This is a genomic window from Rhizobium leguminosarum (assembly GCF_004123835.1).
Classification (GTDB): Bacteria; Pseudomonadota; Alphaproteobacteria; order Rhizobiales; family Rhizobiaceae; genus Rhizobium; species Rhizobium leguminosarum_M.
In genome coordinates, this window is sequence record NZ_MZMU01000001.1 from 249,615 (window position 1) to 276,271 (window position 26,657).

20 protein-coding genes and 3 pseudogenes are annotated in these 26,657 nt (G+C 59.4%); 9 read left to right on the forward strand and 14 right to left on the reverse strand.

The annotated features are described in order from the left end of the window. The first annotated feature begins 122 nt into the window (after window positions 1-122). Complete coding sequence (gene yghU / locus B5P46_RS01210; RefSeq protein WP_129417097.1) at window positions 123-998, forward strand: glutathione-dependent disulfide-bond oxidoreductase; 876 nt, start codon at window positions 123-125, stop codon at window positions 996-998. Between the two features lie 84 nt (window positions 999-1,082). On the opposite strand, the gene B5P46_RS01215 is transcribed toward yghU, so the two are convergent. Genes B5P46_RS01215 through B5P46_RS01235 form a run of 5 tightly spaced genes read right to left on the reverse strand, consistent with a single transcriptional unit; the run spans window position 1,083 to window position 7,051 of the window. Next, on the reverse strand, window positions 1,083-2,597 hold the full coding sequence (locus tag B5P46_RS01215; RefSeq protein ID WP_129417098.1) for an ABC transporter substrate-binding protein: 1,515 nt from the start codon (window positions 2,595-2,597) through the stop codon (window positions 1,083-1,085). A 19-nt stretch (window positions 2,598-2,616) separates the two neighbouring features. Beyond that, window positions 2,617-4,326, reverse strand: coding sequence for a dipeptide ABC transporter ATP-binding protein (locus tag B5P46_RS01220; protein ID WP_129417099.1), 1,710 nt, complete (start codon window positions 4,324-4,326; stop codon window positions 2,617-2,619). Continuing rightward, window positions 4,323-5,174, reverse strand: coding sequence for an ABC transporter permease (locus B5P46_RS01225; RefSeq protein WP_129417100.1), 852 nt, complete (start codon window positions 5,172-5,174; stop codon window positions 4,323-4,325). The genes B5P46_RS01220 and B5P46_RS01225 overlap by 4 nt, the downstream gene beginning before the upstream one ends. Continuing rightward, entirely contained in the window at window positions 5,171-6,109 is a 939-nt protein-coding gene (locus B5P46_RS01230) for an ABC transporter permease (protein WP_129417101.1), read from the reverse strand. The genes B5P46_RS01225 and B5P46_RS01230 overlap by 4 nt, the downstream gene beginning before the upstream one ends. Before the next feature lie 51 nt (window positions 6,110-6,160). Then, window positions 6,161-7,051 (reverse strand): proline iminopeptidase-family hydrolase, encoded by an 891-nt coding sequence (locus B5P46_RS01235; RefSeq protein WP_129417102.1) that lies wholly within the window; start codon window positions 7,049-7,051, stop codon window positions 6,161-6,163. Between the two features lie 129 nt (window positions 7,052-7,180). Between B5P46_RS01235 and B5P46_RS01240 the strand changes: the two genes are divergently transcribed. Beyond that, a complete protein-coding gene (locus B5P46_RS01240; RefSeq protein WP_018246939.1) occupies window positions 7,181-7,993 on the forward strand; it encodes a helix-turn-helix transcriptional regulator in 813 nt (270 codons plus the stop codon). A 66-nt stretch (window positions 7,994-8,059) separates the two neighbouring features. After that, window positions 8,060-8,962, forward strand: a complete 903-nt coding sequence (locus B5P46_RS01245) for a proline iminopeptidase-family hydrolase (protein WP_129417103.1) — start codon at window positions 8,060-8,062, stop codon at window positions 8,960-8,962. A gap of 12 nt (window positions 8,963-8,974) precedes the next feature. On the opposite strand, the gene B5P46_RS01250 is transcribed toward B5P46_RS01245, so the two are convergent. Continuing rightward, the gene (locus B5P46_RS01250; RefSeq protein ID WP_129417104.1) at window positions 8,975-9,886 is read right to left on the reverse strand and encodes an acetamidase/formamidase family protein; all 912 of its coding nucleotides are present in this window, start codon (window positions 9,884-9,886) and stop codon (window positions 8,975-8,977) included. 301 nt (window positions 9,887-10,187) lie between these two features. Between B5P46_RS01250 and B5P46_RS01255 the strand changes: the two genes are divergently transcribed. Continuing rightward, on the forward strand, window positions 10,188-13,163 hold the full coding sequence (locus B5P46_RS01255; protein ID WP_129417105.1) for an NAD(P)-dependent oxidoreductase: 2,976 nt from the start codon (window positions 10,188-10,190) through the stop codon (window positions 13,161-13,163). Between the two features lie 338 nt (window positions 13,164-13,501). On the opposite strand, the gene B5P46_RS01260 is transcribed toward B5P46_RS01255, so the two are convergent. The 3 genes from B5P46_RS01260 to B5P46_RS01270 are packed head-to-tail and all read right to left on the reverse strand — an operon-like array spanning window position 13,502 to window position 16,161. Further along, a complete protein-coding gene (locus B5P46_RS01260; RefSeq protein ID WP_129417106.1) occupies window positions 13,502-14,284 on the reverse strand; it encodes a 3-hydroxybutyrate dehydrogenase in 783 nt (260 codons plus the stop codon). Between the two features lie 10 nt (window positions 14,285-14,294). Beyond that, on the reverse strand, window positions 14,295-15,035 hold the full coding sequence (locus tag B5P46_RS01265) for an acetoacetate decarboxylase (protein WP_011649696.1): 741 nt from the start codon (window positions 15,033-15,035) through the stop codon (window positions 14,295-14,297). Beyond that, window positions 15,025-16,161 (reverse strand): DUF3734 domain-containing protein, encoded by a 1,137-nt coding sequence (locus B5P46_RS01270; protein ID WP_129417107.1) that lies wholly within the window; start codon window positions 16,159-16,161, stop codon window positions 15,025-15,027. Before B5P46_RS01270 ends, B5P46_RS01265 begins: the two co-directional genes overlap by 11 nt. Before the next feature lie 578 nt (window positions 16,162-16,739). Here B5P46_RS01270 and B5P46_RS34200 point away from each other — a divergent pair. Then, window positions 16,740-17,168 (forward strand): hypothetical protein, encoded by a 429-nt coding sequence (locus tag B5P46_RS34200; RefSeq protein WP_164986418.1) that lies wholly within the window; start codon window positions 16,740-16,742, stop codon window positions 17,166-17,168. Between the two features lie 9 nt (window positions 17,169-17,177). On the opposite strand, the pseudogene B5P46_RS35450 reads toward B5P46_RS34200, so the two are convergent. The 5 genes and pseudogenes from B5P46_RS35450 to B5P46_RS01295 all read right to left on the reverse strand — a co-directional run. After that, window positions 17,178-17,312, reverse strand: a pseudogene (locus B5P46_RS35450) (IS5/IS1182 family transposase); the annotation flags it as partial. 61 nt (window positions 17,313-17,373) lie between these two features. After that, on the reverse strand, window positions 17,374-18,852 hold the full coding sequence (locus B5P46_RS01280) for a lipopolysaccharide biosynthesis protein (protein ID WP_129417108.1): 1,479 nt from the start codon (window positions 18,850-18,852) through the stop codon (window positions 17,374-17,376). Between the two features lie 278 nt (window positions 18,853-19,130). Beyond that, complete coding sequence (locus B5P46_RS01285) at window positions 19,131-20,159, reverse strand: polysaccharide pyruvyl transferase family protein (protein WP_129417109.1); 1,029 nt, start codon at window positions 20,157-20,159, stop codon at window positions 19,131-19,133. A gap of 280 nt (window positions 20,160-20,439) precedes the next feature. Next, window positions 20,440-21,186, reverse strand: a complete 747-nt coding sequence (locus B5P46_RS01290) for a TylF/MycF/NovP-related O-methyltransferase (RefSeq protein ID WP_129417110.1) — start codon at window positions 21,184-21,186, stop codon at window positions 20,440-20,442. A gap of 212 nt (window positions 21,187-21,398) precedes the next feature. Next, window positions 21,399-23,285 carry a N,N-dimethylformamidase beta subunit family domain-containing protein gene (locus tag B5P46_RS01295; RefSeq protein WP_129417111.1) on the reverse strand — a complete coding sequence of 629 codons (1,887 nt, stop codon included), beginning with the start codon at window positions 23,283-23,285 and terminating at the stop codon, window positions 21,399-21,401. A 355-nt stretch (window positions 23,286-23,640) separates the two neighbouring features. On the opposite strand from B5P46_RS01295, the pseudogene B5P46_RS01300 reads away from it, so the two are divergent. The 4 genes and pseudogenes from B5P46_RS01300 to B5P46_RS01320 all read left to right on the forward strand — a co-directional run. Further along, a pseudogene (locus tag B5P46_RS01300) lies at window positions 23,641-23,778 on the forward strand (IS3-like element IS426 family transposase); the annotation flags it as partial. A gap of 393 nt (window positions 23,779-24,171) precedes the next feature. Further along, entirely contained in the window at window positions 24,172-24,405 is a 234-nt protein-coding gene (locus B5P46_RS01305) for a hypothetical protein (protein ID WP_129417112.1), read from the forward strand. 181 nt (window positions 24,406-24,586) lie between these two features. After that, entirely contained in the window at window positions 24,587-25,900 is a 1,314-nt protein-coding gene (locus B5P46_RS01310; protein WP_129417113.1) for a polysaccharide biosynthesis/export family protein, read from the forward strand. Between the two features lie 349 nt (window positions 25,901-26,249). Beyond that, window positions 26,250-26,618: pseudogene (locus B5P46_RS01320) on the forward strand (O-antigen translocase); the annotation flags it as partial. Window positions 26,619-26,657 lie beyond the last annotated feature (39 nt).

Consider the following 26,657-nt stretch of genomic DNA (forward strand, 5'->3'; position numbering starts at 1 on the left):
GACGATTGCGTGAAACCGCGCCGACACCTGTGACAAAACCTCATCGCCTCTGCTATGTCAGGAAAAATGCGGCAACCCAACCTGCGCCGCACTCTGTCTGACCAATGCCAGGAGTTTGAAAGATGAGCGGTTCTCCCGACTATACACCCCCGAAGGTCTGGACCTGGAACAAGGCGAATGGCGGCCAGTTCGCCAGCATCAATCGCCCGATCGCGGGACCGACGCATGAGAAGGAGCTTCCGGTCGGTCGCCATCCGCTGCAGCTCTATTCGCTCGGAACGCCGAACGGCCAGAAGGTCACCATCCTGCTCGAGGAACTGCTGGCCCTTGGCCATGAAGGTGCGGAATATGACGCCTGGCTGATCAAGATCGGCGATGGCGATCAGTTCGGCAGAGGCTTCGTCGCCGTCAATCCCAATTCCAAGATACCGGCGCTGATGGACCGCAGCGGACCAAAGCCGATTCGTGTCTTCGAATCCGGTGCGATCCTCACCTATCTCGCCGAAAAATTCGGCGCCTTCCTGCCGACCGAGCCGAGCGCGCGGGCCGAATGCCTGTCCTGGCTGTTCTGGCAGATGGGAAGCGCGCCTTATCTTGGCGGCGGCTTCGGCCATTTCTACGCCTATGCGCCGACGAAGATCGAATATGCGATCGACCGCTTCGCGATGGAAGTGAAGCGTCAGCTCGACGTGCTCGATCGTCGCCTTGCCGAAAGCGAGTATCTGGCAGGCAGCGAATATACGATCGCCGATATTGCCGTCTGGCCCTGGTATGGCGGGTTGGTGAAGGGCTGGACCTACGGTGCAGCCGAGTTTCTGCAGGTCGAGGACTATAAGAACGTGCTGCGCTGGGCCGACGCCATCCATAGCAGGCCGGCCGTACAACGCGGCCGGATGGTCAACCGCCTCTCCGGCGAGCCCTCTAGCCAGTTGCACGAGCGCCACGACGCCAGCGACTTCGACACCAGGACGCAGGACAAGCTTGCGGCCGCCGAGTAAGCAAGCGGCCCCAGCCACGTGTCGCAGCAATAAATGAAGCTCCGTCGCCTTTACGGCGACGGAGCTTCTGCATGCTGCCCAAACTCAGTTCTTGACCGTGTCTTCCAGGAAGAAGCGGCCGAGCGGGTTCTGATAGAAGTTCTCGATATTCTTGCGCGAGACGTTGATATAGGGGCTGTAATAGAGGTCGATCCAGTTGACGTCGTCCTTTGCCATCTTCTGCAGATCGACATACATCTGTTCGCGCTTCTTCGGGTCGAGCTCGAGACGGGCCTTGGCGACCAGTTCCTTCACCGCCTCGTTTTTGTAGTTGGTCAGATAGTTGTTGTTGGAATCGTGGCCGAGCACGAAAGTGGTTTTCTGGTCCGGATCGAGGATGTCGTTCGTCCAGTAGTTGACCGAGATATCGTAGTCGCCGGCAACCGTCATATCCCATTCCTGGCTTGGATCGACCTTCTGCAGGTTCGCCGTGATGCCGGCCTTGGCAAGCTGTTGCTGCACAAGCACTGCCGTCTGCTCGTCCACTTCGTCGCCGGCGCGGATGAGATAGTTCAGCGTCAAGTTGGAGACACCGGCATCCGCCAGCATCTTCTTGGCCTTCTCAGGATCGTAGGGGCGCTGCAGGTTATCGGCATAATGATAGAGCGCACCCTTCGGAATATAAGAGTTGGCGATCGTGCCCTGGCCAAAGGTGACGGCCTCGACGATCGCCTTCTTGTCGATCGCCATATCGAGCGCCTGGCGCACTTCCTTCTTGCCGAGATCGCCATGCGCATGGTTGATCAGAAGATGATCCTCGCGGGTCGAAGCGTCGATGTCGACATTGAGGTTCGGATCCTTCTTCAGCTCCTCGACGCGAGAAAAGGGCACGAAGATCGCTGTATCCAGCTCGCCCGCCTGAACGTTCAGCATGCGGGTGTTGTCGTCAGGCACCGAGATCCACTCGACGCCATCGAGCTTGACGCGGTCGGCCTGCCAGAAGTTCGGGTTCTTCTTCAGGATGACGCGGTCGCCGCGCCGCCATTCCTCGACCACGAAGGCGCCGGATGCGATCGGCTTTTCGCCATAGGCATCGGCGCCCAGCGTTTCCATGCCCTTCTTGGAGATGACGGAGGCATTCGGCAGCGCCAGCGTCGAAAGGAACGGTGCTGACGGGTTCTTGAGCTTGATCGTCAGCGTGCGTGCGTCGGTCGCGACCGCCGTGTCGATCACCTTATAGGAATCGCTCCAAAGCGAGGCGGCGTCGTCGCGGATGCGCAGCAGGCTGTAGGCGGCGTCTTCCGCCGTCAGCGGCGAGCCGTCGGAGAATTTCGCGTCGCGAATCTTGAACGTATAGGTCAGCCCGTCATCCGAGGCGGTCCAACTCTCGGCAAGCCCCGGCTCCAGTTTTGTGCCTGTCTTGTCGACGCGAATCAGCACGTCGTAGACGTTGGAAAATACCCAGTTGTCGATGTTCTGCGCGGTCTTGATCGGATCGAATGTCGTCGAATCCTCGCGGCGGCCGATGGTGAGTACACCGGCGGCCTCGGCATAGCTTGCGCTGAGCGTCAGACCGGCGAGCAAGGCTGCAAGCCCGATTGATTTCCACCTGTTTGTCATGAGTTCGTTCCCTTCGTTGTTATGGCATGCGTTTGATGGGCTGGATCGGCATCGAATGCGAATCGTCCTTACCGTCGGCGTCTTGAAGCAGCCGCTTGTCAGGATCGATGTCGGGAATGGCGGCGATCAGCGCCGCCGTATAAGGATGCTTCGGCCGCGCGAAGACTTCTTCGGAGTGACCTTCCTCGACGATCTCGCCGCGATACATCACGACGACGCGTTCGCAGAGATTGCGGACGATTGCGAGATCATGGGCGATGAAGATCAGCGTGAGGTTCATCTTCGCCGTGAGTTCGCGGAAGAGCTCGATGATCTGCGCCTGGATGGTGACGTCGAGGGCCGCCACGCATTCGTCGGCGATGATCAGCTTCGGATCGACGGCAAGCGCACGGGCGATGCCGGCGCGCTGGCACTGGCCGCCGCTCATGCTGCGCGGTTTGCGGCCGGCGAATTCGCGTTCGAGGCCGACGAGGTCCAGCAACTCGTCGATTCGAACAGGGATATCGGCCTTGGCGACCTTGCCCTGTACCTTCAGCACTTCGGCCAGCATCTGCCCGATCGTCAGCCGCGGATTGAGCGCATTATAGGGGTCCTGGAAAACCATCGCCGTCTCCCGCCTGAGCTTTGCTAGGCTCGCGCTCTTCTGCTGCGCCAGGTCGACGCCGTCGAAGGTGACATGGCCGGAGGAAAGCGGCGTGAGGCCGAGTATGGCGCGGGCAAGCGTGCTCTTGCCGCTGCCGGATTCGCCGACGATGCCGACCGTCTCGCCCGGCATGATCTGCAGGCTGACGCCGGCAACGGCGCTGACCGTCTTGGCGCCGCCCCTGAGCAGGGCGCCGCCGGCTCTGAAGCGCACATGGAGATCATCGATTTCGAGCAATGGCCTTGCCGGCTGGCTGGCCTCGGCAAGTTCGAGCGGCGACGCAGGCGTCTCGCTTGAGATGGAAGGGTGGCTGTTGATCAGGCTGATCGTATAGGGATGCTGCGGCCGCGCCAGGATCGTCCGCTTCGGCCCCTCTTCGAGCAGTTTGCCGCCGCGCAGTACGGCGATGCGGTCGCAGGTCTGGGCGACGATGCCGAGATCGTGGGTGATCAGAATGATCGACAGGCCGCGCCGATCGCGAATGTCCATCAACAGCCGCAGGATCTGCGCCTGGATGGTCACGTCGAGCGCCGTGGTCGGCTCGTCGGCGATCAGGATTTTCGGATTGCAGGACAGCGCCACGCCGATCATCGCCCGCTGCCGCATGCCGCCGGAAAATTCGTGCGGGTAGCTGTCGTATTGGCGCACGGGATCGGGAAACCCGACCTGCGCCAGGATTTCCGTCGCCGCGGTGCGGGCCTCGCGGGCGCCGAGGCCCTGGTGATAGCGGATGCCCTCGGCGATCTGATCGCCGATCCGCATCACCGGGTCGAGATGGCTGGTCGGGTTCTGGAAGATCATGCCGATCTCGCTGCCGCGCACCTTCAGCATCTCGCCATCGTCGATCCGCATGAGGTCGCGCCCTTCGAGCAGCACGCTACCGCTTTCGATCTTCAGCAGCGAGGAGGGCAGCAGGCGCACCAGGGAACGGCAGAACAGGCTCTTGCCCGAGCCGCTCTCGCCGACGAGGCCGAGGATCTCGCCCTTGCCAAGGTCGAGCGACACCGCATCGATGAGCGTGCGCGGGCCGGAATCGACATGAGCCCTGACGGTGAGATCGCGGACGGACAGCACGGGGGCGCTCATTCATGCACCCCCAGCAGTTCGCCGAGCGCATCGCCCAGCATGCTGAAGCCGAAGGCCAGGCAGACGATGGAAAGGCCGGGAAACAGCGTGATCCACCAGGCCGTGGTGATGAAGCCCTGCCCTTCCGCGACCATGACGCCCCATTCGGCGAGCGGCGGCTGGACGCCGAGGCCGAGGTAGCTGATGGCGGCGCCGCTGAGCAGCACCAGCGTGGCATCGGACATCGAAAAGACGATCGAGCCGGCAATCGCGTTCGGCAGCAGGTGGCGGAACATGATGCGCGGGCGGCTGAAACCGAGACTGACGGCGGCAACGGCGTAGTCGCTGCCTTTCAGCACCAGCATCTGCGCCCGGATCAGCCGCGCATAGGACACCCAGCCGACCAGCGCCATGGCAATGTAGAAGCTGCCGAGACCGGGGCCGAGGATCGCAATGATCGACAGCATCAGCACCAGGAAAGGGAAGGCAAGAATGATATCGACGAGGCGCATGAACAGCGCATCGACGATGCCGCCGAAAAAGCCGGCGATCGTGCCCACCGTCGTGCCGATCAGGAAGGGGAAGATGACGCCGATCAGCGCCATCTGCAGATCGATGCGCGTACCCCAGATGACACGGGAGAGGATGTCGCGGCCGAAATTGTCGGTGCCGAAGGGGTGCAACAGCGACGGCGCCTGCAGCCGCACCTCGGCATTCTGCATGATCGGGTCGTAGGGCGCGATAACAGGCGCACCGATCGCCAGCAGGACGAAGAACAGCAACATACCGGCGCCAACAGCAAGCATCAGCCGCCGGCCGAAGAACCGGCGCCAGCCGAGGGATGCAGGGGCTGCCGCCTCGACGCTCATAACTTCACCCTCGGATCGACGGCGACGGTGACGATGTCGGCGATGAAGTTGATCAGCACGGTCGCGCAGGCAAAAACCATGGCGACACCCTGCACAACCATATAGTCGCGCGAAAAGATCGCCCTGACAAGTAGTTGTCCCATGCCTGGCAGCGCAAAGACGCTTTCGACTACCACCGTGCCGCCGATCAGCCAGCCGATATTGACGGCAAGCAGGTTGATCGTCGGCACCAGCGAATTCGGCAGTACATGCCGCCAGAAGACGATGCCCTCAGGCATGCCGCGGGCGCGCGCCGCCGTCGCGACATCCGATTTCAGCTGCTCGATCATCGCCGCGCGCAGGCTGCGCGTCAACACGGTCGAGAGTGACAGCGCGACCGTCAGGCTCGGCAGGACGAGATGCGAAAGTTTATCGCCGATCGTCGCGCCATAGCCTGAGACCGGCAGAATACCGAGATCGACGCTGAAGAGGATGATCAACATCAGCCCCAGCCAGAAGGGCGGAAAGCCGATGCCGAAGGTCGAGACGATGCGCACCGCATGGTCCGGCGCCCGCCCGGCATTGCGTGCGGCGATCGCCGACATCGGCACCGCGATCAGGACCGACAGGACGACGCTGGAAACGACAAGCGCGAGCGTCGGCTCGATCCGAGTGGCGATCAGCTTCAGCACGTCGATCTTGTAGAGGATCGATTTGCCCATCTCGCCGTAGGCGAGATTCTTGAGGAAATAGACATATTGCAGCCATATCGGCTGGTCGAGACCGTATTGGGCGCGGATGCTGGCGAGTGCCGCCGGGGTGGCGCGCGTCCCAAGGATGTTGCGTGCGGGATCGCCGGGGATCAACCGGACCAGAATGAAAGTGATGACGCTGATGCCGAAGATGACGGGCAGGAACTGCAGCGGTCGCGTCAGAACGAATTTATAGCGATGCATGACGGCGATCGCCCCTTTGTCTTCGTCGGGTTCGGTCCGCTCCCTGTTGCATCAGCCTGCCTCGTGCCGGGCGAGAAAATCGAGAAGAGCCGGATAATAATCCTGCGGGTTCTCATAGAACGGCATATGGCTGGCATTGGCAAATACCTTGAGCTCGGCATTCGGCAGCGCAAGCTTCATCCTGAGCGCACAGGCCGGTGTCAACTCATCATGCTCTCCCGTCGTGATGAGCACCGGCAGCGTCAGCCGCGGCAGATCGGGGACGCGGTTCCAGTCCTTGAGGTTGCCGATATAGAGAAACTCGTTCGGCCCCTGCATCGTCTCGTAGGGCGCCATGTTCCAATCGTCGAGCGAGCGGCGCACCGGCGCCGGCCATTCCGGCAGACGGCAGACATGGCGATAGTTGAGGATGGTGACGGCAGCGAGATATTCCGGATGATTATAAGTGCCCTGCGCCTCGTGCTTCTGCATCATGGAGACGGTTTCGGGGCCGAGCGCTGCGCGCAGCCGTTCGAGTTCCGAGATCAGATGCGGCATGTCGGCGACGGTATCTTCGAGGATCAGCGTCTTGAGGTTTTCGGGATAGGTCAGCGCATATTCGATCGCCAGCCAGCCGCCCCAGGAATGGCCGAGCATATGGATCTTGCCGAGCCCCAGCGCCTTGCGTACCGTCTCCGTCTCCTCGACATAACGGCCGATCGTCCAGAGCGTGAGATCGTCCGGCCGGTCGGAAGCGCCGGTGCCGAGTTGATCGAAGGCGACGACACGATAGCCCTTGTCGATCAGGCAGGAATGCGCCTCGCGCAGGTAATCGCAGGGCAGGCCCGGCCCACCGTTCAGGCAGAAAACCGTCTCGCTCCCGGTCCCGAAACTATAGGCAACGACGCGATAGCCATCGACATCGATCTCGAATCGCTCGTCCGGCCGTATTTCACGCCACATTGTTCGCTCCGGCAGAAGATTTCGCTTGCTCAATATTTGGGCACGGCTAAATTTTTACCTTAAACCGCATTCAGTGCCAGCTATAAGAAGTGATAGGGTGGGCCGCGATGCCGACCCCGGGAGCAGCCCATGCTTGACGACCCCATTCTTGACGACATCGGAACGATCCGACGGCAGTTTACAGCGCACGAAACGCTGGACGGCCGGATCGACCAGGCCTTCGAGGCGATGAAGCAGATCGGCTTCGAGGCGCTGATCTACGACTATACACCCGTTCCCTACGATCTCGACGGCGCGATCATGATACCATCGCTGCTGAAGCTGCGGAATATTTCAGACGACATGCACGACTACTGGTTCAATCGCGGCTATTTCCGTATCGATCCGGTGCAGCAGGTGGCGTTGCGCACTTCCGCACCCTTCTTCTGGAACTACGATCCGGACGCCGACACGCTGATCAACCGTTTCATGAACGACGACACCGCGCCGGTGACGCGCTATTTGAGCGAACGCGATATGTCGACCGGCGTCACCGTCCCGGTTCATATGCCACGCGGCGACTATGCGACCGTCACCGGCATCCGCTTCGGCCGGAACAAAGATTTCGAACGGCACGCACTGCGCTATATCGCCGACTTCAACCTGCTTGCCCATGTTTTCCATGAGACCGCCTATTCGCTTTTCGACACGCGGGCGAAGAGCGTCGGCACGATCCGCCTGACCGAGCGGGAACGCGAATGCCTGCGCCATTCGGCGGAAGGCTACTCCGCCAAGGAAATTTCCCGCATCATCGACCGTTCCGTACCGACTGTCGTGATGCATCTGAACGCCGCGACAAAGAAACTCGGCGCCCGCAACCGCACCCAGGCCGTGGTGCGCGCCACCCATTACCGCCTGCTCGAAGACCGGCCGACCCATAATTGGCCACCCTATAACTTGTGATAGCTGCCTTCGCCGTCGCCGCCGCGTTATGCTTTTTCATCACTGCTAAGAGAGATGGAGACGCCAGTGGGCGAAGTCACGACCAAAGAAGCGTATCTGCCCTTTCGCGACTATCGCACCTGGTATCGCGTCACCGGTTCGCTGGACAGCGGCAAGCTGCCGCTCGTTGTCGCCCATGGCGGGCCTGGCTGCACCCATGATTATGTCGATTCCTTCAAGGATATCGCCGCCCTCGACGGCCGTCCGATCATCCATTACGACCAGCTCGGCAATGGCAACTCCACCCGCCTTCCGGAAAAAGGCCCAGATTTCTGGACGGTCGGCCTATTCCTCGAGGAGCTGGACGCACTGCTTTCCCATCTCGGCATTCGGGATCGTTACGCTTTCCTCGGCCAGTCCTGGGGCGGCATGCTCGGCGCCGAACATGCGGTGCGCCGGCCGCAAGGCCTGAAGGCACTTGTTATCGCCAACTCGCCGGCCAACATGAATACCTGGGTTTCGGAGGCAAACCGGCTGAGGCAGGAACTGCCGAAGGAGGTGCAGGATACGCTGCTAAAGCATGAACTGGCGGGAAGCCTCACCGATCCGGAATATATCGCCGCCTCGCGTGTCTTCTATGACCGCCATGTCTGCCGCGTGGTGCCGTGGCCGCCGGAAGTGGCGCGCACTTTCGCGATCATGGACGAGGACAACACCGTCTATCGTAACATGAACGGCCCCACCGAATTTCACGTCATCGGGACGATGAAAGACTGGACCATCGAAGACAGGCTCGACCGCATCGAGGCCCCAACGCTGCTGATCTCGGGAAAATACGACGAGGCGACACCCCTGGTGGTAAGGCCCTATCTCGAATGCGTTCCCGGCTGCGAATGGGTGCTCTTCGAAAATTCCAGCCACATGCCGCATGTCGAGGAAAAGCAGCTTTGCCTGGCGACCGTTTCCGGTTTCCTGTCCCGGCACGATTGAGGAAGCGGTCGCCTATCGGCGAACCAGCCATTTCTTGGCGACACGGCAAGCCATCGTATAGGCCGGATCAAAGACATTGCCGACATCATAGCGCACCACCTGGCCGAGCAGATGACTGGCCGCCGTCCTGTCCAGGCCATAATCCGACGCCAGCCAGTTCAACATTTCGCTGGTGGCGTGCTGGAGCGCCTGATCGAGGGGCCGGGCGTTGCCGATGGTGAAGATGTCTTCGGCCGTTTCCCCGCGCGGCCAGACCAGTCCGGCCTTCTTTTCCACCGTCAGCCGCACCGTGACCTCGAACGTCGTCTCGACACCGGTTCCGACGATCTCGCCATCCCCTTGCACGGCATGGCAGTCGCCGAGAAAGAACAGGGCGCCGGCAGCCGATACGGGCAAGCGGACCGTGGTGCCGGCGCCGAACAGCCGATAATCCATGTTGCCGCCATATTCGCCGCTGGTCGCGGTCGATATCGCCTGGCCGAGCCTGGGCGCCACGCCGAAACAGCCGATCATCGGGGCGAGAGGCAGAACGAAATTTTCAAGACCTGCAACCGGCTCGGAAAGCCGCACGGTCAAGGCTTTACGGTCGATCGCCCAGATGGCGATATCGCGCGGCGGCAGGTCTCGAACCGCCTCTGGATCGACCACGTTGGCGGCGACGACACTGCCGGTAAAACCCGTGTCCCTGGTCGGGATCATGGTGATGATCTCGACCTTCAGCGCATCCCCGGGCTCGGCCCCTTCCACGAAGATCGGGCCGTTCATCGGATTGCCGCCAGGTGCCTGCTCGATGCCGTCCTTGTCATGCCCGGCCGCGTCGAGCGTCTCGGTGACGACGGTATCGCCGTCGGCGATGTGCAGGGCCGGCGAAAGAGAGCCGATGACATTGTGAAAGCTCGTCGGAATGAAGCGGTGAGTGGTCATGAAAATACAGCTCTAATGGCTCAGGTAACTGTCCACAGATCCTAGCTCGTTTCGAATGTCATGAGCCTGCGGCTGGAGCGCCGGGCCGAGAGAGTTGCAGATTAGATCAGAGATCGCCTGCAATGCCAATATCCGCGCGGCACCACGCGAAACCGGCAGCCGATGGCGGGTTGTCGAAAGGGTGGCACGAGGGGCGTCTTTGTGATCGCGGCAATCGCATAGAGGCAATGGTCGAAACGCGATACCATAACCACGACCTTGGCCGCCTCGACCACCTTCCTTTCAAACCGATAGGCAGATCATGACTAATATCGAGCAGATGCAGGAACAGCGACTTGAAGCGCTCCGACTGACGAAGTCGGGAGCACCGAAGCTGCCGTCCAATCCGTTTTTCGGGGTCGGTCCGATCACCGATGCCACGACCGACGAAGTGGATAGCCGCCTGCGACGCATCGCTTTCGATAGATGGATCGAGAAGACCTATCGCAAGTTCGACGACAAAGGCAACGACATAGGCGGCTTCACCACCGCCGAAATTTCCCGCAGCATGCATCGCGGCTACCCAGCGGATAAAATTCTGACCGACATGATGCGGGCGATCCACCGCTATTCCCACTTCCCGAAGACGAACCGGATGGCTGTGGGACTGGGCGGCGGCCACAGCGGCTTTACCGTCTGCGTCCAGCACCTGATGAACGCCAACGACGCCTCGCAGCGCGTCTACGTCGATACGCCGCGCCCGGAAAGCGATCCGGCCCGAGCGGCAGGCTTCTTCCGTCAGTCCTGGGCCACGCAGCTGATCGAGATGCAGCGCTTTGCCGAAAAAGGCTGCGAGAGCCGCATTCATTTTGCCGCCTCCGAGGGTGTGATCCCGACGGCCGCCGAGCTTTCCGCTCTCGGTGTGTCGATCTTCGTCGGCGTCGGCCACGAGACGACTGGCGCCAATGCCTATACCAGCCGTGAGATCCACGAGCTGCTGAACTGGATCGATGGCGATCCGGCGAACCGCCATGCAGTGTTCGACGCGACGTCGATGCTGGGCGCCATGCCTTGGGAGCCCGAGCTGGTCGATGCCGTGATGGCGAAATGCTGCTTGTTCATGCCGTTCCAGAAGGCAATCGGCGGGGTGTCGGGGTATTTCGTCGCCTCCTTCACGCCGCATGCCCTGGCGCTCGTGGAGAAGAACCAGCAGGATCCGTCCTGGGCGATCCCGCGCCAGCTCAAGATCGCGCCGCCGATCGACGCGCGGCAGCCGCTTTCCGCCAAGCGATCCGTGGATGCCGGGCCGTTTTACGATGCAGCGGAAGACCGCATGCTCGGCGGCGTCATCAACACCTACAGCGCGCTTGCCTTTGCCGAAACCACCTTCGGCCTCCTGCAGTCCGAGGCGCGGGTCGGCTCGGTGGTCGAGCTCAACAAGCGGTCTGCGGCCAATCGGGCGGTGATCGACGGCTGGGTCGAGTCGCACCCGCTGTTTTCGCTCACCGTCACCGATGCCGAGCGGCGCGGTGCGGCGGTAACGCTGTTAAAGGTGGAGGACACCGGCATCACCGATCCTGCGATCCATGCCCGCATTATCGCGCGTTCGAAGCAACTGCTCGGCTATGAGGGCTTTACCCATCCGAACGGCGAGTTCGAGCCTGGCCTCGATGCGGCGCGTTACGTCAACGCATTCCCGGGAACGCCCGGCGACTACCGCGCCTGGGTCGGCGGCATCCGCGAGCCGGCCGATATCGCCGCGCTGCTGGAAAACCTGCAATATGCCTATCTGCGCGCCAAGATCGTCGTGATCGAGGAAGAACTGGCAAAGCAGGGCGTCACGTTCGCGGCGCCTGTGAAGGCCGGCGTGATGGTCCGCAAGGATAATCCCGAACACGCCTATACGGTGCTGATCGCCGATCTGGTCGGCCTGCGCCTCGGCGCCGATGGGGAGCCCGACGACAGCGAGATCAGAACCTATGTCGAGGAAAAGGGCGGCGTCTTCCATGCCGGCCCGATCGGCGACAGGGCGGCGCTGGAAAAGGGCCGCATCCACTTCTTCTACCAGCCAAATCTCAGCACCGAGGCCGAAATCCTGCCGCAGACGGACAAGGGCCAGTATGACGCGCTGATCGCGGCGGCGACCTTCATCCCGAAGGCTTCCGTCTTCCCGTTCGGCGGCGTGCGCATCGGCGCGGGTACCGGCAATATGGGCTCGGCCTCCTGGGGTGGCGGCAACGGCGAGGGCGGCGAGGCGCCTTTGATGAACACGCCCGGCATCAACAGCCGGGCGACCGCCCAGATGGCGATGAAGGCGATCCTCAAGGTTGTTCCCGACCTGCCCGTCGACAGGCTGCACCAGATGGTCGCCAACGGCGACTTTGATACCGGGCGCCAGCTCAAGGATTTCCCGACCGCCAAGCTGGAGGGTCGGAAAATCGCCATTCTAGGCTACGGCAATATCGGCCGCGAAGTCGCCAAGCTCGCCAAGGCTTTTGGCATGAAGGTGGTGATCTACGCGCGCCAGCATCACCAAAGCTGGATCGAGTCGGAAGGCTTCGATTACGCCGCAAGTCCGGTTGAGGCGGCGACCGGCGCCGACGTGCTCTCCGTCCATATCGGTCTTGGCCGGCTGGATGCTGCGACGGGCGTCTACTCCAACGCAGGTTTCGTCGACACGCAGGTGCTCGACGCGATGAACGATGGTGCGGTGCTGGTCAACTACGACCGGGGCGAGGTCGTCGATGCGGCGGCGCTCGACCGGGCGCTGTCGTCCGGAAAGATTGCCCATGTGGCAATCGACGCCGATCTCTTCAAGGATGCGTCGACCGGCAAGCTCAGCGGACCGATGGTTCCCTATCTGCCACTCGAAGAGCGCCATAAGGGCAAGCTGGAACTGCTGCCGCACGCCGCCGCCGATACCGACCATCCTTCTCGGGTGACCGGCGCCAAGCAGGCGGTCGATCAGATCTTCGATGTCATCCGCTTCAAGTCGGTCACCAATCTGAAGGGTGATCTGCCGGAAGGGTATGTCTCGGCAGGCGGCCGCACACCGGCCGGAATCGGGAGGGTGACGAAACGGGTGGTCAGCGAGATCAGCGGCAATGCGGAACTGCTGGACGAATTGCGGCGGACCTCGGAAAAGGTCGCGGCGATCGTCGGCGCGCTCTCCGTTGTCTCCGACCCGAGCCACCGGGACCGGATCATCGATCGCTATACCGGTCTGCTGGCCGAAAATGCCGGCCGGCAGCGGGCGCTTCTCGAGCAGCTTGGCCTGTACGGACCGGCGGCGGAGTAAGCCGCGGTCACGCCCGATATGCGCCGCTCTTTTTCTGACCGCGCCGGCCGCTTTGCCGCAGTTAGTCGAGCGCCACATTCGGAGCGGCCGTAGCGCCGCCGCATACCGACGACCTACGATTTGCCGGAGTGGCCCTGGCGGCGACGGAAGATGATGGCCGCACCTTAGAGCATTCCGTGACTCGGAGAAAAACGGAACCGATCTAGTTGCGGCCCCGGCTCCCGGCGCGACATGGACCGAAGCCGAAGGTCTTCCTATATGCAGGCAATGCGGCATCGACGGCAGATTCAACAGCGTTGAGCCTTGACGGACCCAGATGCGATGCCTCAGCGAGACCGTTACTGCATGTACCAGCCATGGCTGACAACCAGTGACTGGCCGGTGAGAGCATTGGTCTCGAAACCGGCAAACAGCAGCGCCACTTCGGCGACATCGTCAACCGTGGTAAACTGTGCATCCACAGTGCCGCCGAGCATTACCTTCTTGATGACCTCGTCTTCGGAAATTCCGAGTTCCTTTGCCTGTTCCGGAATTTGCTTGTCGACGAGCGTCGTCCGGACGAAGCCGGGGCAGATGACGTTGGCGCGCACGCCATCCGGTCCGCCTTCCTTGGCGACCACGCGAGCAAGGCCGAGCAAGCCGTGCTTGGCGGTGACGTAGGCCGATTTCAGCGGCGAAGCCTCATGCGAATGCACCGAGCCCATATAGATGATCGCGCCGCCCTTCTGCGCCTTCATATGTGGAACGCAAGCCTTGGTGGTGAGGAACGCGCCATCGAGATGGATGGCGAGCATCTTCTTCCAGTCGGAAAAGGCGTAGTCCTCGATCTTGTTGACGATCTGGATGCCGGCATAGGAGACGAGCACGTCCACCCGGCCCCACTTGGTTACGACGGCGGCGACGCCGGCATTCACGGCTTCCTCGCTGGTGACGTCCATCGCAAGACCGATCGCCTCGCCCGGGCCCGCAGCCGTCAGGTCCTTGGCCGCCGCTTCCGCCGCCTCGAGCTTCAGGTCGGCGATGACGACCTTGGCACCTTCCGAAACGTATTTTTTGGCGATCGCTAGCCCGATACCGCTGGCCGAGCCGGTGACGATGCAGACCTTGTCCCTGAGCTTCATGGTTCGCTCCTTATTTTGCAAGATAATCATGGACCACTTCGCCGAGGCCCAGCGTCAGGTCCGAGAGAATATGGACGGCGGATTTGACCTCAAGCACCGGCAGGTCGGCGACCGGCGCCAGCGCGTGCGGAAACAGCGCCAGGGCGCCCGGTCCTTCCCACGCGCCCTTCACCGTCAGATCCTCCAGATAGTAGCGCACCAGTTCGCAGATGCGCGGTGTGCAATCGACATGTGGAATAATCTTCAGCATGAAATTCGGCTGCTTCAGGCTTTCGAGGATTTTCGCCTCGTCGAGTGACCGATGCTTGAAGCCCATCGTTGCGGTGGCGACGCGCTGACCGCCATAGTCGAGCGTGCCGACCAGCGCATCCTTGACGGATGTCAGCGATGGCTCGGCCAGTTTCTTCGGAAAGCCCCAGATTTCGCGTCCGCCGGCGATCGGCGCGTCGTCGTTGAGATACATGGAATGCACGTAACCGCCATGTACCCCTTGATAGGTCACCGGGATGACCTGGCCGGATTCGGTATAGTCGCCAAAGCCGGTCGAGTCCGGCATGCGGATGAATTCGTATTTCACCAGCGGCTCATCGAACTGCAGCGGTTCGGGCACGACCCGGCGCAGGGCCTCCGGATCGGTGCGATAGGTGATGATCATATATTCGCGATTGACGAACCGGTAAGGCCCTGGCGGGTAGGATGGACTGGTCAGCGGCATGGCAAAGGCATTGCGAACGACATCTTCAATTTTCATGGTTTTTCCCACGCAGGCGTTTCTCGGCAAGGTCGAAAATCCGTATCCCATTGGTCGGACGCGTTCGGTCGAGCCAATCTGGATGGTTCAGCGTCTCGACCACATCGTCATGGCCGGCCTTCCAGTGTTCCTCCACGGAGAGCCGCGAAAACTCATAGTCCTTAGATCCGGTTTCATAGGCGGCATGCCGATAGATCAGGTGCACCATGGTCACGGCGCAATCATTGCCGATCTTTTCAAGGAGCCTCGCATCGGGATCGTCCTTCAGCTCAGGCGGCAGCTTTTCAGTCAGCCTCTTGGCCGCCATGCGCACCGACTGAAGCTTGCGGAACTGGTCGGTGTTGAGCCGCGTGCGGCTGGAAAAACGGATTTCCTTCTCTCGGGCATCGACGTCAAAGACATCCTTCGGCAGCACGCCCTTGGCGCTGAACAAATCGACCTGGAAGATGCAGAGATCTGTCTCCAACTCGCTACCACCGAGAATGCGCTGCAGCGGCGTGTTGGAAACGATACCTCCATCCCAATAATAGCGGCCGTCGATCTCGACGGGCGCAAAACCCGGCGGCAACGCCCCGGAGGCGGCCACGTGTTTGGGCGAAAAAGCACAATCGCGGTTGTCGAAATAATTGAAGTTGCCGCTAACGACATCGACAGCGCCGAGGCTGAGACGGATGGCACCGGAATTGATCAAGTCGAAATCGACGAGACCGGCGAGGGTCTCCTGCAACGGCGCGGTGTCGTAAAGGCTGATCGCGGCCATCGGATCGCCCGGGATGTTCCATGGCGCAAAGACGCGCGGCGTGAAAAAGCCGGGAACGCCGGTCAAAGACCCCAGAAAAGCGGAGGATTCGTTGAACCATTTGCGCATCGCATTGCCATTGCCGAGAAAATGGCCGGGCAGTCCGGACGAGACCCGATGCCAGAAGGTCCTTAGGTTATCGACACGCTGATCGACGGGGCTTCCGGCAATGATGGCTGAGTTGATCGAACCGATAGATATCCCGGCCAGCCAGTCGGGGCGGATGCCAGCCTCATGCAAAGCTTCGTAAGCGCCGGCCTGGTAGGCACCCAGAGCACCACCGCCCTGAAACACCAGCACGGTTTTCTCTGTCGGAATAGTACTCACGGGACGCTTTTCCTCAAATGCTGCAGCTGCTAACAAATAACACAGAGAAGGCCATTGAGCTGCACAGGGCAGATTAAGTTTCAGTAATGCAGGAGGGCTTCTGAGTAATCGTATACTAAGTCATTTCAGAGACTTGCTAGTCAAATCGGCGCATTCTTCGCAACCATTGAGGCCTTTAGTTAGTCCTGCCGATAGCATCTTGCGATGCAACAAAATGTGACAACGCTGGCCATGCGGCTATGTAGACTGCGAATTCACCCACGCCAGGCCAATCCTTCATTTCAGGCTTGCTACGCCGTTCGACCAGCGTCGTCAGCTGGTTCAATCAACGAAGTCTCGCTTCGAGACAGGAGCACTCTTATGTTCCATAATATCCGTTACGCCACATTGTGTGTAGCCGGATTGCTTGAAGTGCTCCGCAAGTCGCGTCTCAGCATGAACTCACAATGTCGCATTTCTAACTGGCTGGCGACGTGCGCATCTAACCAGCTTTGACAACGACTGTTCCAAGCGCCTCGCACGCGTGACTCTATGTGGCTCCTATGGCATGTATTCCGCTCATGGGGCGATTAAACAGGATGAATGGTTGGCAGCGTCTATGGTTTGCAGGGACCATTTTATCGCTCATCGCCTTTGCTCTGATTTATCCTGTCATCGAGCAGGGAAAGCTTCGGAACTTTAGCTACAGATGGGCGGTCGAGAAGGATTACAGAAATCCGGCCTGCTCCCACTTTGTAGATCAGCCTTTCGAACGGCTCCAAGAGCCACCGTATGGCGACGGCGGCACTTGTTGGCACATATACACATCTCGCCGTTACGCTGATAGCCATGAAGGCTTCAAAGACTATGCAGCTTGGGTCTCAAATGATGATCGGACTTACTGGCTGAATGTGTTGGCGTTCTGCGGAATCATGGCGCTAGTCGTTCTTTTCTTTTCAGCGCTTGTTTATGGCTTTGGCAAAACTATTGGCTGGATCGTAACAGGCTTCAAACAGCCAAGGGTTTAGGGGCGTGAAGCCGTGCGCTCGGTCGATGCCGGCATGGTTTTTGTAACCGAGCATCGGAATAGCAATGTCATGCTGCCTGGTCGCGGCTGGTGTCGGAGTTTCCGTGGGCTGCTTCGCCTTGGAATACTTCACCGTCCAACGCGCGTACACGCGGCTTCGGCGGTGTGTCTCTTGGGCCGCTACGTGCCGACTCAGGGTAGCCGGATTACGCGGGCGTTCGAAATTCTCCGCGCCGAACGAACTGGAGCAAATCCAACGCTTCGCGTTCGGGACCTGCAGGCTTGCCGCTTGCCAGCCAAAGTACGAAGCTTGCCCCGAAATAGCCGATCCCGCCGATTGGTATCATGATCGCCAGTTGCAGGGACTCTGACCTGTCGGTGATCATGAGGCCGACGCCCCAGACACAGCCAGCCATAACCAGCGCGGCGACGATCGAACGCCAGCAGGCGAGAAGCTGAGCCCTCACTGACACGCCGGTGAGACGCCTCGCCAGGAAGACATACATCAGGATGCCGATCGCGGCGCTGATGCATCGCGCGAACAGAAGACCAACCAGCCCACCCCAGACCAGGCCGGCGAAAATCAGGGGAAAGCGGACGAAGATGAAAGCGAGGTCTAGCTGAAACAGCGACCGCGTGCAGCCGAGGCCCATTGCCAAGGGAGTCACCGGCATTTTAAAGGCGATGATGGCGAAGACCGCGCCTAACACCTGAGCCACCAGCGCGGCCGAGGACCACGCCGGGCCAAGGACCATGCTGACGAAGGGCTCGGCAACCAGCGCGAACCCAATGCCTACCGGCAGCGCCGCCGCAACAAGCAGGCCTTGGGATCGAAGGAATGCATGCCGCAGGCGTTCAGGATCGTCCTGAAGCCGTGCAAAGACTGGGAAGAGCAAGCCTGCGATCGGCGCCGTCGTTTCACGCACTGGCAGCGAGGCAAGCTTGTCGCCTACGGTGTACTGGCCGAGAGGGCCGGCGCCTAGCATGGCGCCAAGCGCAAGCTGGTCGGCGCGCCAGTTGAGCTCATTGAGGCCGGAGCTGAGCGCCACCCACCCGGAGAACGAGAACAGATTTCTCCAGTGAGCAAACGAAATGCGCGGCAAATAAGGAAGCAGGACGTACGACATGATCACACCGGCCACCTGCGAGGCGAGCGTGCCGATCACGAGCGCCCAGTAGCTGCGAAAAATCAGGGCGATGACGACGGCGACGACCACGCCAACCACCCTGTTGATCAGGTCGATGAATATCTCTTGGTGAAAGGAAAGGCGCCGCCGGAAGTCCACAAGCCGGGGGTTCACGAGGCCGCTGATCAGCGCGCCGCCTCCAAGCGCGAAGAATATGCCGATCAGACGGTCGTCCTGATAGGACCATGCGACGGGATAACCTGCGCTAACCAGCAGGACGGCGATCGCCGCCGCGCGCAGCATGTTCAGCGTCCAGGCCGTATTGTAATGTTCTCGCTGCGGGCTCTTGTGCTGGATGAGGGCCGAACTGAGCGAAAGTTCGGTTATGGCCGCGATGATCGAAAGGACGATAGTCGCGAGGGTCACTAGGCCGAAATCGGCAGGTGATAGCATTCGAGCCAGTGCCAGCATGCTAGCCACGCCCAGAAGATTTGAGACGACGCGTCCGCCGGCGGTCCACATTGCCCCGACACTCAGCTGTTTGCGTACACCTTCCAACGTTGTTTCCTCGCTTACGCTTACAGTGCTAATGCGGTGCAGTTCTCGTGAGAAATATTCATCGGGCCGTGGTGTCCAGCTATGTCTTGCTGGAGGTATAAGACGAACGAAAGGTCAGGTACATCGCAACCCTGACGGCTGAGGCAGAAGAAACAGCGAAGCCAAAATCCCAGGGCCAGGCAAGTACTCACTGGATCGGTCGCAGCCTCACTGAAGAGCTGAAAAATGTTGATCTGATTCATCGCAAGAGCATGTCAGTCGCTTTCTTCAACAGCCTGCTAGACCGGGGTGCTCCGGGCGACGGTACGCGCAATCTCAAGGGCTTCCTCATATGTGTCGGCCCAGTGGACGGTGCTGTAGTTCCGACCTGTGTACTCGTACACAGCGCGGTTCTTGCCGAAGCGGTCGGGCAGCAGCACGCTGTGCTGCGAACGCAGGGCGCAGAGAATGTGTGGGTGCATGCGGTCAGTAACCAGCACCTTACCGGTATCCAGCCTGCGGTTGCCGCTCGCGAGCACGTAGCGCGCAAAGCGATCGTAGCTGCCGGCAATCTGCCTATTGACGATCGAACGGAGCGTTGGCGCCAGTGTGCGGACGCGGGAGAAGAAGCGCCCTGGAAACAGGATCCGCATGCCCGCGGGATCATAGTGCGTCCAGTCGAACACTTCGACGTCACTTGGCGCAAGGGATCCGACGCCCTCGATATCGTCGCGGGCGAGCCAGATGACATCGTGATCAGGCGCGGCGTGCCTTGGCTGCGGCGGGAGGAGCAGCGCGGAATCGTGGACCGTCTCCACATGGACGTTGCCGGGGAATACGTTGCGCGCTGACTCAGCGCTGACCGGGTCCCTGGCCAAAAGTACAGCATTGCGATGATTTCCGAAGATCGTGCGCGCCTCGCGGCGGTCCTCGTCGTCGACGAACAGCATGGTCGACGGCAGCGACACGAGGCGATTATTGGGGCACGCCTCGGCGACGATGCGCTTGACCTCTGCGTGGCGCGGCCATAGGCGCGAGACCGTGACCCCGCCCGAGAAGAGTATCGTGCCGTCCCCGACAGCGCGAATCATTTGCTGAAGATCGAAGTTGTGCCCATGCGCCGTATAGGCGATGGGCGCATTACGTTGCTTCAAATAGTCCATGGCGGCCACCCACATCATGTGGTTGCCGACATTGAAGTCGAACGGGAACTGCAGAAGCGCTACAGGCTGGCATTCGGGGATGTATCGGTCGAGACACTCGCGAATCGCTCGCGCCTGCTGCGCCTTTTGCGCCGCGTCTTCAGTCGAAAGTGCTGTACCGGTCATGTGCGCCTACCCTCGATCACGCACTGCCGCGATTGGCGAATGCTGGAACCTGTCTTTGCTAGCGCCCTACCAGGTGACAAACCGGCGCACGCCCTCTTGGACACTGTCATCCGCACCGCGCTGGAGGAGCCCTTACAGGCCCCCGAGCGAAGTGAAGCCAATGATTGCTGGTCTTGCGTCTTGGATCTTTGGCGCCGCGGTAGGCATCGATTCTCGAAGTCCTTGCTGTGTCTAGTGCAGGAGGTGCCGTCCCAAAAATGTCTTCTTGGACGGAGAAGGTTCAGTGCGTTCGGGTCACAAGCATGTGTCCAGCCGAGAGGTCAAAGTCCAGTCCCTCTCGTCCTGCGCGAGAGAAGTAATCGTCTGCCGCCTTTCGGCACCCAGACCAATCCGAATAGGCGTGAAGTGCGACAGCGCCGCCGACGATGAGATGAGGCATAACCCGCTCTAGACAGGCGCCGACAGGCTCGTACCAATCAACATCGATATGGGCCAAAGCGACCGGCTCGGCGACTGTAAGCGTGTCTTGCACCTTACCCTTTATCAGTTGGACGTTGTTGGACTCGACGGGATAACCAAACCTAGCGAAGTTGTTCGTCACCGTCGCCATCAGGTCATCATCATAGAGATAGTATTGCTCGCCTCCAAGGCCGACGGCTTCGCCGGCAGTGATTTCAGCGTACCGAGCTTTCATGTCGTCGCCATCGTGCTCCGAAGGCGGAGGGAGCATCTCGAACAGGTCGTACACGCGCATAGCGCGCTGAGGCGACTTGGCGGAACACATGAGAATTGCTGAACCGCCGCGCGCACAACCTGCCTCAATGATCAACGCTCCGCTCGGGGCGGTACGACGCACTACCTCAAGCAATTGATGAAGTTGACGATCAGTCGTGTAAGAAAGGTGTTCGGCGCGCACCCTTGACCAAACCTGTCGAACGGTCCTTGGGTAGGCGGTCCGACGGGCGCGTTCCAAAAGCGCGTTGAGGCGCCAACGCGCCCCACGCGCAACTCTATGTACTGCTTTCATAACGCCCCCATCTCCCCGCAACAGCGTCCGCCTCGGCGAAGCCTTACTGAACTCCCTACGACTCCCCTTGGCGGGGAAGCCCGCTAGCGTCGTGTCTTGCCCTTCTCATCGACGTACTCGTCATTGGCAAAGCTGATCTGTTTTCATGATACGATCATCTCTGGTCCTCACTCGCATACCTTCAAAGCGTTGACGGATAACTTGGCGGTTCATCAGGACAAAGTAAGCCAAGAGGAGGGGGTCTGCGGTCTTACATCCATTTCGGAAAAAAGATTGACCGTCATCTGCTGCGCGCGGCTATCTACGCATGGCATATTCCTTATCGGAACAGTAACTACTAGAGACACCAAACCCTTTATCCAGTTCTTTATTCTTCTCCGCCAACTTCTCGTGAGCTGAGGCGGTTGGAAAGCCCAACTGTTGTCTAAGCCCCATACCCATTGAATTGATCCAGTCGAAAACACTCGCGCTCCACTCACTGCTCTGTAACAGATAGCATGGGAGATATTTGGACGTGTGCCACCTGGCAGTGGTGGTAGAATTTCGTTGGCACGTGTAGAGGATTTCGAAAGAATGACGAGTCCGTCGGGAGATTCTTCGTTGTCTAGAACCGCATCCCATTCGTACCCGACCAGTCCCTTCAGCCTATCGCCGTTTCTTAAACCTGTGTGCGCGTAGATAGGGTCAGCAGCATTAGAAACGATGAAATCAAACCCCTCATAGATGCTACCTTGATCGGATACATAGCCCACCCCCATCAGTGCATTCTCCGGTCTATTGACCTCCTTAGAGCGAAACAGTGAAGTTGACGCAGGAGGATCTAGCTGAGCCACCGGATCGAGAGATAGGCCGGCGCCAATACCCGATGAATCCTTGTATATGGTAACAACGCGGCTCGACTGCCCCCGGCTTGAGCAGTCGAACCGAACCTGCCAATAAGCAGTATTAGCAGAGTAAAACGCGAGATGAATACCATTATCGCGCGCCAACTCAACTCGATCACGCTGTTCCATCGACCAATACTCATCATGACCAACCGAAAGAAATATTCTGTGCGAAAGAATTTGTAAAGGGTTTCTGTGAACATCCACATTGGTGTAATAGGATATGTCGTAACCCTGCGACTCCAACCAGCGGACCATGTTGTACTCCCAAGTGAGCATATTATTACAATTGAAACCATCAGTATTGCTGAATCCGAGATGGGTGGCATCATAGGGGCGATCAAAGCTTATCTGGTATGCTCTTGTGTTACTGGTGCTATTAGCATCATATACACTGAAGCCGCCGAATATGTTATACGCTTGAGCAGTCGTTACTGCATCCTGAAAGCCTATGTCGCTGGGGTGATTGTCTTTGCGCAGAACAAACGGGACAAGCGACTGTTTGCCGCTTCTGCAATCAGTTAACTTGATAACATAAAGTCCGCTTGTCCAAGCTGCAGATGTTTTCAGTTCATACGATACGTCCCATAGGCATTCGATCAAACGCGTGCCAGGATTGGTCATGGTGGGGCTTGATTGAGTTAATCCGTCTAGACCGAGCGCGCTGGCTATAAGTCGACCGCCTGCACCGCCGTAGTAGCCAAGGCGATAGACCTCAAGATTATATTGTCCAGCGGAAGACAAGGAAACCTTTAGGTTCAAGGGGTCCCCTGCATTTATACTTGTTGCATCCGCATAAGCCTCGATCTCGTGGTTCGTCGCCAAATTTGTAATCTTCCAATCAGTTGTGCCGGCATTTAGATTTTCGATTACAATTGAGTTTTGAGAGTCCACTCTGATGCCCTTACTGGTGAAGTTGTTAAGGCCCTCGGTCGTGGATACGACTGCTAGAGCTCGGATTTGGCTGCCAAGAAGACCCGAAGGTATTCTGATGCGAGCACTCGTCTCTCCGGCAATATTCGTCCATGCCCCGTCAACTTCTTGCTGCCAACCGTAAGCCGCCTCCTTCTCAGGACTTTGGCCGCATTCATTGAAAACATTTGCGGTCAGCGTATTTCCAACAGTGGCGCTCCCTCTAAGGAGAACATAATAGGTGTGTTCCTCGTTCGACGAAGTGGGTATCTTTTGCGCGCCACTCTTGACACTGCCTTGCATGGGTCCCCCTGACCGTTATCCCACATTGGTACGTAGTGATTATTTATTCGCTGGGCGTGGCCGCGTTTCGGGAGCCTATAATTTCAGAGCCTTCCGATGACAGTACGAAACCAGCGTTCTGCAACGATCTATCGAGAAGTTTTATAGAGCCTTAGTAGGTTTCCCTCAACGGCCAATTGGCCCGACTTAGACCGCTTTTCGGCTACGTAGCGGGGGCTATCACTGCCCGTTTGATTGCGTCGGCGCGGCCATTCATCCTCCAATTGAAGGTTTGCTGATTCGCTCTTCCTGTGAACTGCCCCCATTTTCGACCAGACAGTCGGCATAAGCAGAAAGGCTCAAGCACAGGCTTATGTCCAACGAACCTGTCGTCGGCAATTCCGAGGTCAAGAAGCTCGAAGAGCGGGTGCGTGAGCTGGAACGCATGCTCGGCCGCAAGACGCTGGAGGCCGAGATCCTCCGCGAGGCCATTTCCAAAGCCCAGACAACAAAACAGATATCGCGGCCAATCTTGTTGCCGAAGGAGGTTCCCGATGAAGACACTTCACGCGACGAGCTGCGGCCGGAAGACCACATCGGCATAGTAGTTCGCTGAATCATAGGTGCTGGTCGGGAAGAGACCTGTGGTGGCGGAACTTTCCGCCGACGGTCAACCATCGGGGAACCAAGGAATCCACCAGGAGTGGGCGCGAAGTCCACCAACGAGCGTTGCGATACATGGCAGGCACCTCTCTCGCGAGATTGTCAGGGTCGAATGTATGAGGATCATGCGATACGCAACTCTGAAGTATAGTCGAAAATGGGAGAGTATATCCTACGACTTTCGCTCTGCAGGCGGCATCCTTTGGGCAAACGGGCGTGTTGCACGGCCCAGGTGATGGCTGAGATGCGCGAGGTCGGCAAGATGCGCCGCATCCTGTACAAGGCTCGAAGCCGCAAGCGGTGGCTTTTTTCGACATCGCCGCATGGTGGTGCCAATGCTGGCCCCCCAAGCAGGAAGCCACGCACTGGACCGTTCGTGCAATGGCATAAGCCGCTGGGATCTCATGACCTGTTGATTTTCCCGGGCGATGCCTCGGTGTCGCGCCGAAGATATGTGTTTCTGCTGGATTTAGGCTGAAGTACCCGCCCCACCTCATCAATAGTGATGAGGCAAAATAAACGATCTCCACCTTCCTCAAGGCGTCGCCAGACTGCACACTAGGGACGCGGCTTCGGACTTGTCGTCCGGCGTGCGAACAGAACCAAGGCAGTTGGACCAGCATCCCTTTAAGGATGTTTTGCAGGCGAGATATATATATATGAATTCATCGCACCGCGCCCCCCACGTGTTCTTTCGCGCGACGTTTGTCATCGGTGCACTCGCCTTTCTTGCCGGAGCTGTGTCGCCAGCTCTCGCCGATAGCGCCCCCTTGACTCCGCAAACGAAAATCCGTCTGACGATCGTCCAATGGATGCAGTCCAAAGGCCAATATGAACGCTGGGATGCGCTTGGCGGCGAATACACCGTCTCGGATGAAGGCGCTGTCTTTTTGCCCTTTCTTGGATCCCTTTCCGTCGGCAATCGCGATAACACCAGCCTCACCAACGAGATTGCCAAGCGCCTGCAGGAAAAAATCGGATTGGTTCAGGCACCTGCGGTCACCATCGAAATTCTCGAATACCCGCCAATCTACGTCGTCGGAGACGTAACCAAGCCCGGGGAATACAAATTCCGCCCTGGACTGACCGTCCTGCAATCACTGGCACTGGGCGGCGGCCCGTTGCGCGCCACAAGTCTGCAGCAATCGCAGACGATCAAACTCGCAGGCGAACTGCGGGAAATCGACCACTCGCTGCTGCGCAGCACTGCCAAATTAGCACGGCTCCAAGCAGAGATGAGCGGGGCGAAGGAGATAACGTTCGATCAGACGCTCGGCGTCGATCAGCAATACGCTGCGGGAATATACAACGAGGAACGGGTCATTTTTCAGGCTCGTGCAAATGCGCTGGACAGGCAGTCGAAGGCGCTCACGGAATTGCGTGATCTTTTGAACAGTGAAGTCGGCATGCTGGGCGAGAAGGTGCAGGGCTCGGAAGACAATATCAAATCGATCGAGGACCAGCTGACCAGCGTCAAAACGCTGGTCACGAAAGGCCTCACCGTTTCGTCGCGTCAATTGGATCTGGAACGGTTGCTCACCACCTACCGCTCCAATCGGCTCGACCTTGTCACCGCCATCATGCGGGGCCGTCAGGCGATCAGTGAGACAACGCGAAATCTCGAGGGGCTTTATGATACGCGGCGAAGCGAAGTCGCTTCCGCATTGCAGTCGGAACAGGCAAGTCTTGACCAGCTCAAATTGAAGCGCGAGATGACGCAAAAACTGCTTCTCGATGACCTCGCGGCAGGGGGAGGCTCGAATATCACAGACGAGGCGCTCCCGCTGACGTTTACGGTGAGCCGGCGAAGCGAAAGCCAAATCAGGCAGTTCCAGGCCTCCGAAACAACGGCACTGATCCCGGGTGATGTTGTGAGGGTCGTTCGAACCCCCATTGCGGATCGCGTGTCTCAGGCCGCCCCTGCCGACCTGCCGCGTGAAACTGAAACACGCGCCAGTCAGGCAAGCCAGTGACCCGCGAAAAGCATCTATTGCAAACGAACTCGCAGCGGACGATTGACCAGCGCCAAGGCGCTCCGACTACCTGCGCGAGAGAAATCGCTCTTGATACAAGCTGCCATAGACCCGACCAGGTCTTGAATTCGCTTCCTTCCCTAACAGGAATGCCTGTGCCGCATATCTTCGAAGTGGCGTTGGGCAACATGTCGGCGACAGCGCGCCGGAGATCCCGTCCCACAGCATAGCGGCTAAGGATAATTGATGACTTTGCGCATGATCCCAGCCAGTGGGCAGACTTATACCCAGATCCTCAAGTCGACGATGCTGATGGGCGGTTCCTCCCCCGTGAACGTCGCTCTAAGCGTCAGAGGTGGCGGCCACGCTCGTGCAGGTAGGGCTGGCATGGCACTTCGTATCGAAGTTCGGCACGCCAGGAGCCGGCATGGCATTTTTCGGCCTCTACGTCTGGCATAGCATCCTCATTTACGTGATCGTGCGGCGGCTTACCGGCTTCCGCGGATCCGCAGCCAACCGCAGGCACGTGCTGCTTTTCCTGCCTGCATCGGTGTTGGTATTCTTGGCGTTTTGGGTCTTGCCATTATGGCCGGCGATCGGGATCGGCGCCTTGGCCGTAGCTCTGACGGGGATCTACTCGCTTCCCATGCTGATCCAGCTACTTCCGCCCGAGGTGATGCCCGCAGTGACCAGAGGATGGATCGCGAAATTCGCCTAACAAGAAATGCGCATCAGGCCCTTCGGCACAACGAAGATT

Excerpts from the sequence above, each read along its gene's own strand:
- B5P46_RS01220 (WP_129417099.1), bottom strand. The coding sequence starts at position 4,326 with ATGAGCGCCCCCGTGCTGTCCGTCCGCGATCTCACCGTCAGGGCTCAT.
- B5P46_RS01215 (WP_129417098.1), bottom strand. The coding sequence starts at position 2,597 with ATGACAAACAGGTGGAAATCAATCGGGCTTGCAGCCTTGCTCGCCGGT.
- B5P46_RS01310 (WP_129417113.1), top strand. The coding sequence starts at position 24,587 with ATGAATTCATCGCACCGCGCCCCCCACGTGTTCTTTCGCGCGACGTTT.
- B5P46_RS01285 (WP_129417109.1), bottom strand. The coding sequence starts at position 20,159 with ATGACCGGTACAGCACTTTCGACTGAAGACGCGGCGCAAAAGGCGCAG.
- B5P46_RS01305 (WP_129417112.1), top strand. The coding sequence starts at position 24,172 with ATGCGCGAGGTCGGCAAGATGCGCCGCATCCTGTACAAGGCTCGAAGC.
- B5P46_RS01230 (WP_129417101.1), bottom strand. The coding sequence starts at position 6,109 with ATGCATCGCTATAAATTCGTTCTGACGCGACCGCTGCAGTTCCTGCCC.
- B5P46_RS01295 (WP_129417111.1), bottom strand. The coding sequence starts at position 23,285 with ATGCAAGGCAGTGTCAAGAGTGGCGCGCAAAAGATACCCACTTCGTCG.
- B5P46_RS01255 (WP_129417105.1), top strand. The coding sequence starts at position 10,188 with ATGACTAATATCGAGCAGATGCAGGAACAGCGACTTGAAGCGCTCCGA.
- B5P46_RS01265 (WP_011649696.1), bottom strand. The coding sequence starts at position 15,035 with ATGAAAATTGAAGATGTCGTTCGCAATGCCTTTGCCATGCCGCTGACC.
- B5P46_RS01260 (WP_129417106.1), bottom strand. The coding sequence starts at position 14,284 with ATGAAGCTCAGGGACAAGGTCTGCATCGTCACCGGCTCGGCCAGCGGT.
- B5P46_RS01225 (WP_129417100.1), bottom strand. The coding sequence starts at position 5,174 with ATGAGCGTCGAGGCGGCAGCCCCTGCATCCCTCGGCTGGCGCCGGTTC.
- B5P46_RS01240 (WP_018246939.1), top strand. The coding sequence starts at position 7,181 with ATGCTTGACGACCCCATTCTTGACGACATCGGAACGATCCGACGGCAG.
- B5P46_RS34200 (WP_164986418.1), top strand. The coding sequence starts at position 16,740 with ATGAATGGTTGGCAGCGTCTATGGTTTGCAGGGACCATTTTATCGCTC.
- B5P46_RS01235 (WP_129417102.1), bottom strand. The coding sequence starts at position 7,051 with ATGTGGCGTGAAATACGGCCGGACGAGCGATTCGAGATCGATGTCGAT.
- yghU (WP_129417097.1), top strand. The coding sequence starts at position 123 with ATGAGCGGTTCTCCCGACTATACACCCCCGAAGGTCTGGACCTGGAAC.
- B5P46_RS01250 (WP_129417104.1), bottom strand. The coding sequence starts at position 9,886 with ATGACCACTCACCGCTTCATTCCGACGAGCTTTCACAATGTCATCGGC.
- B5P46_RS01290 (WP_129417110.1), bottom strand. The coding sequence starts at position 21,186 with ATGAAAGCAGTACATAGAGTTGCGCGTGGGGCGCGTTGGCGCCTCAAC.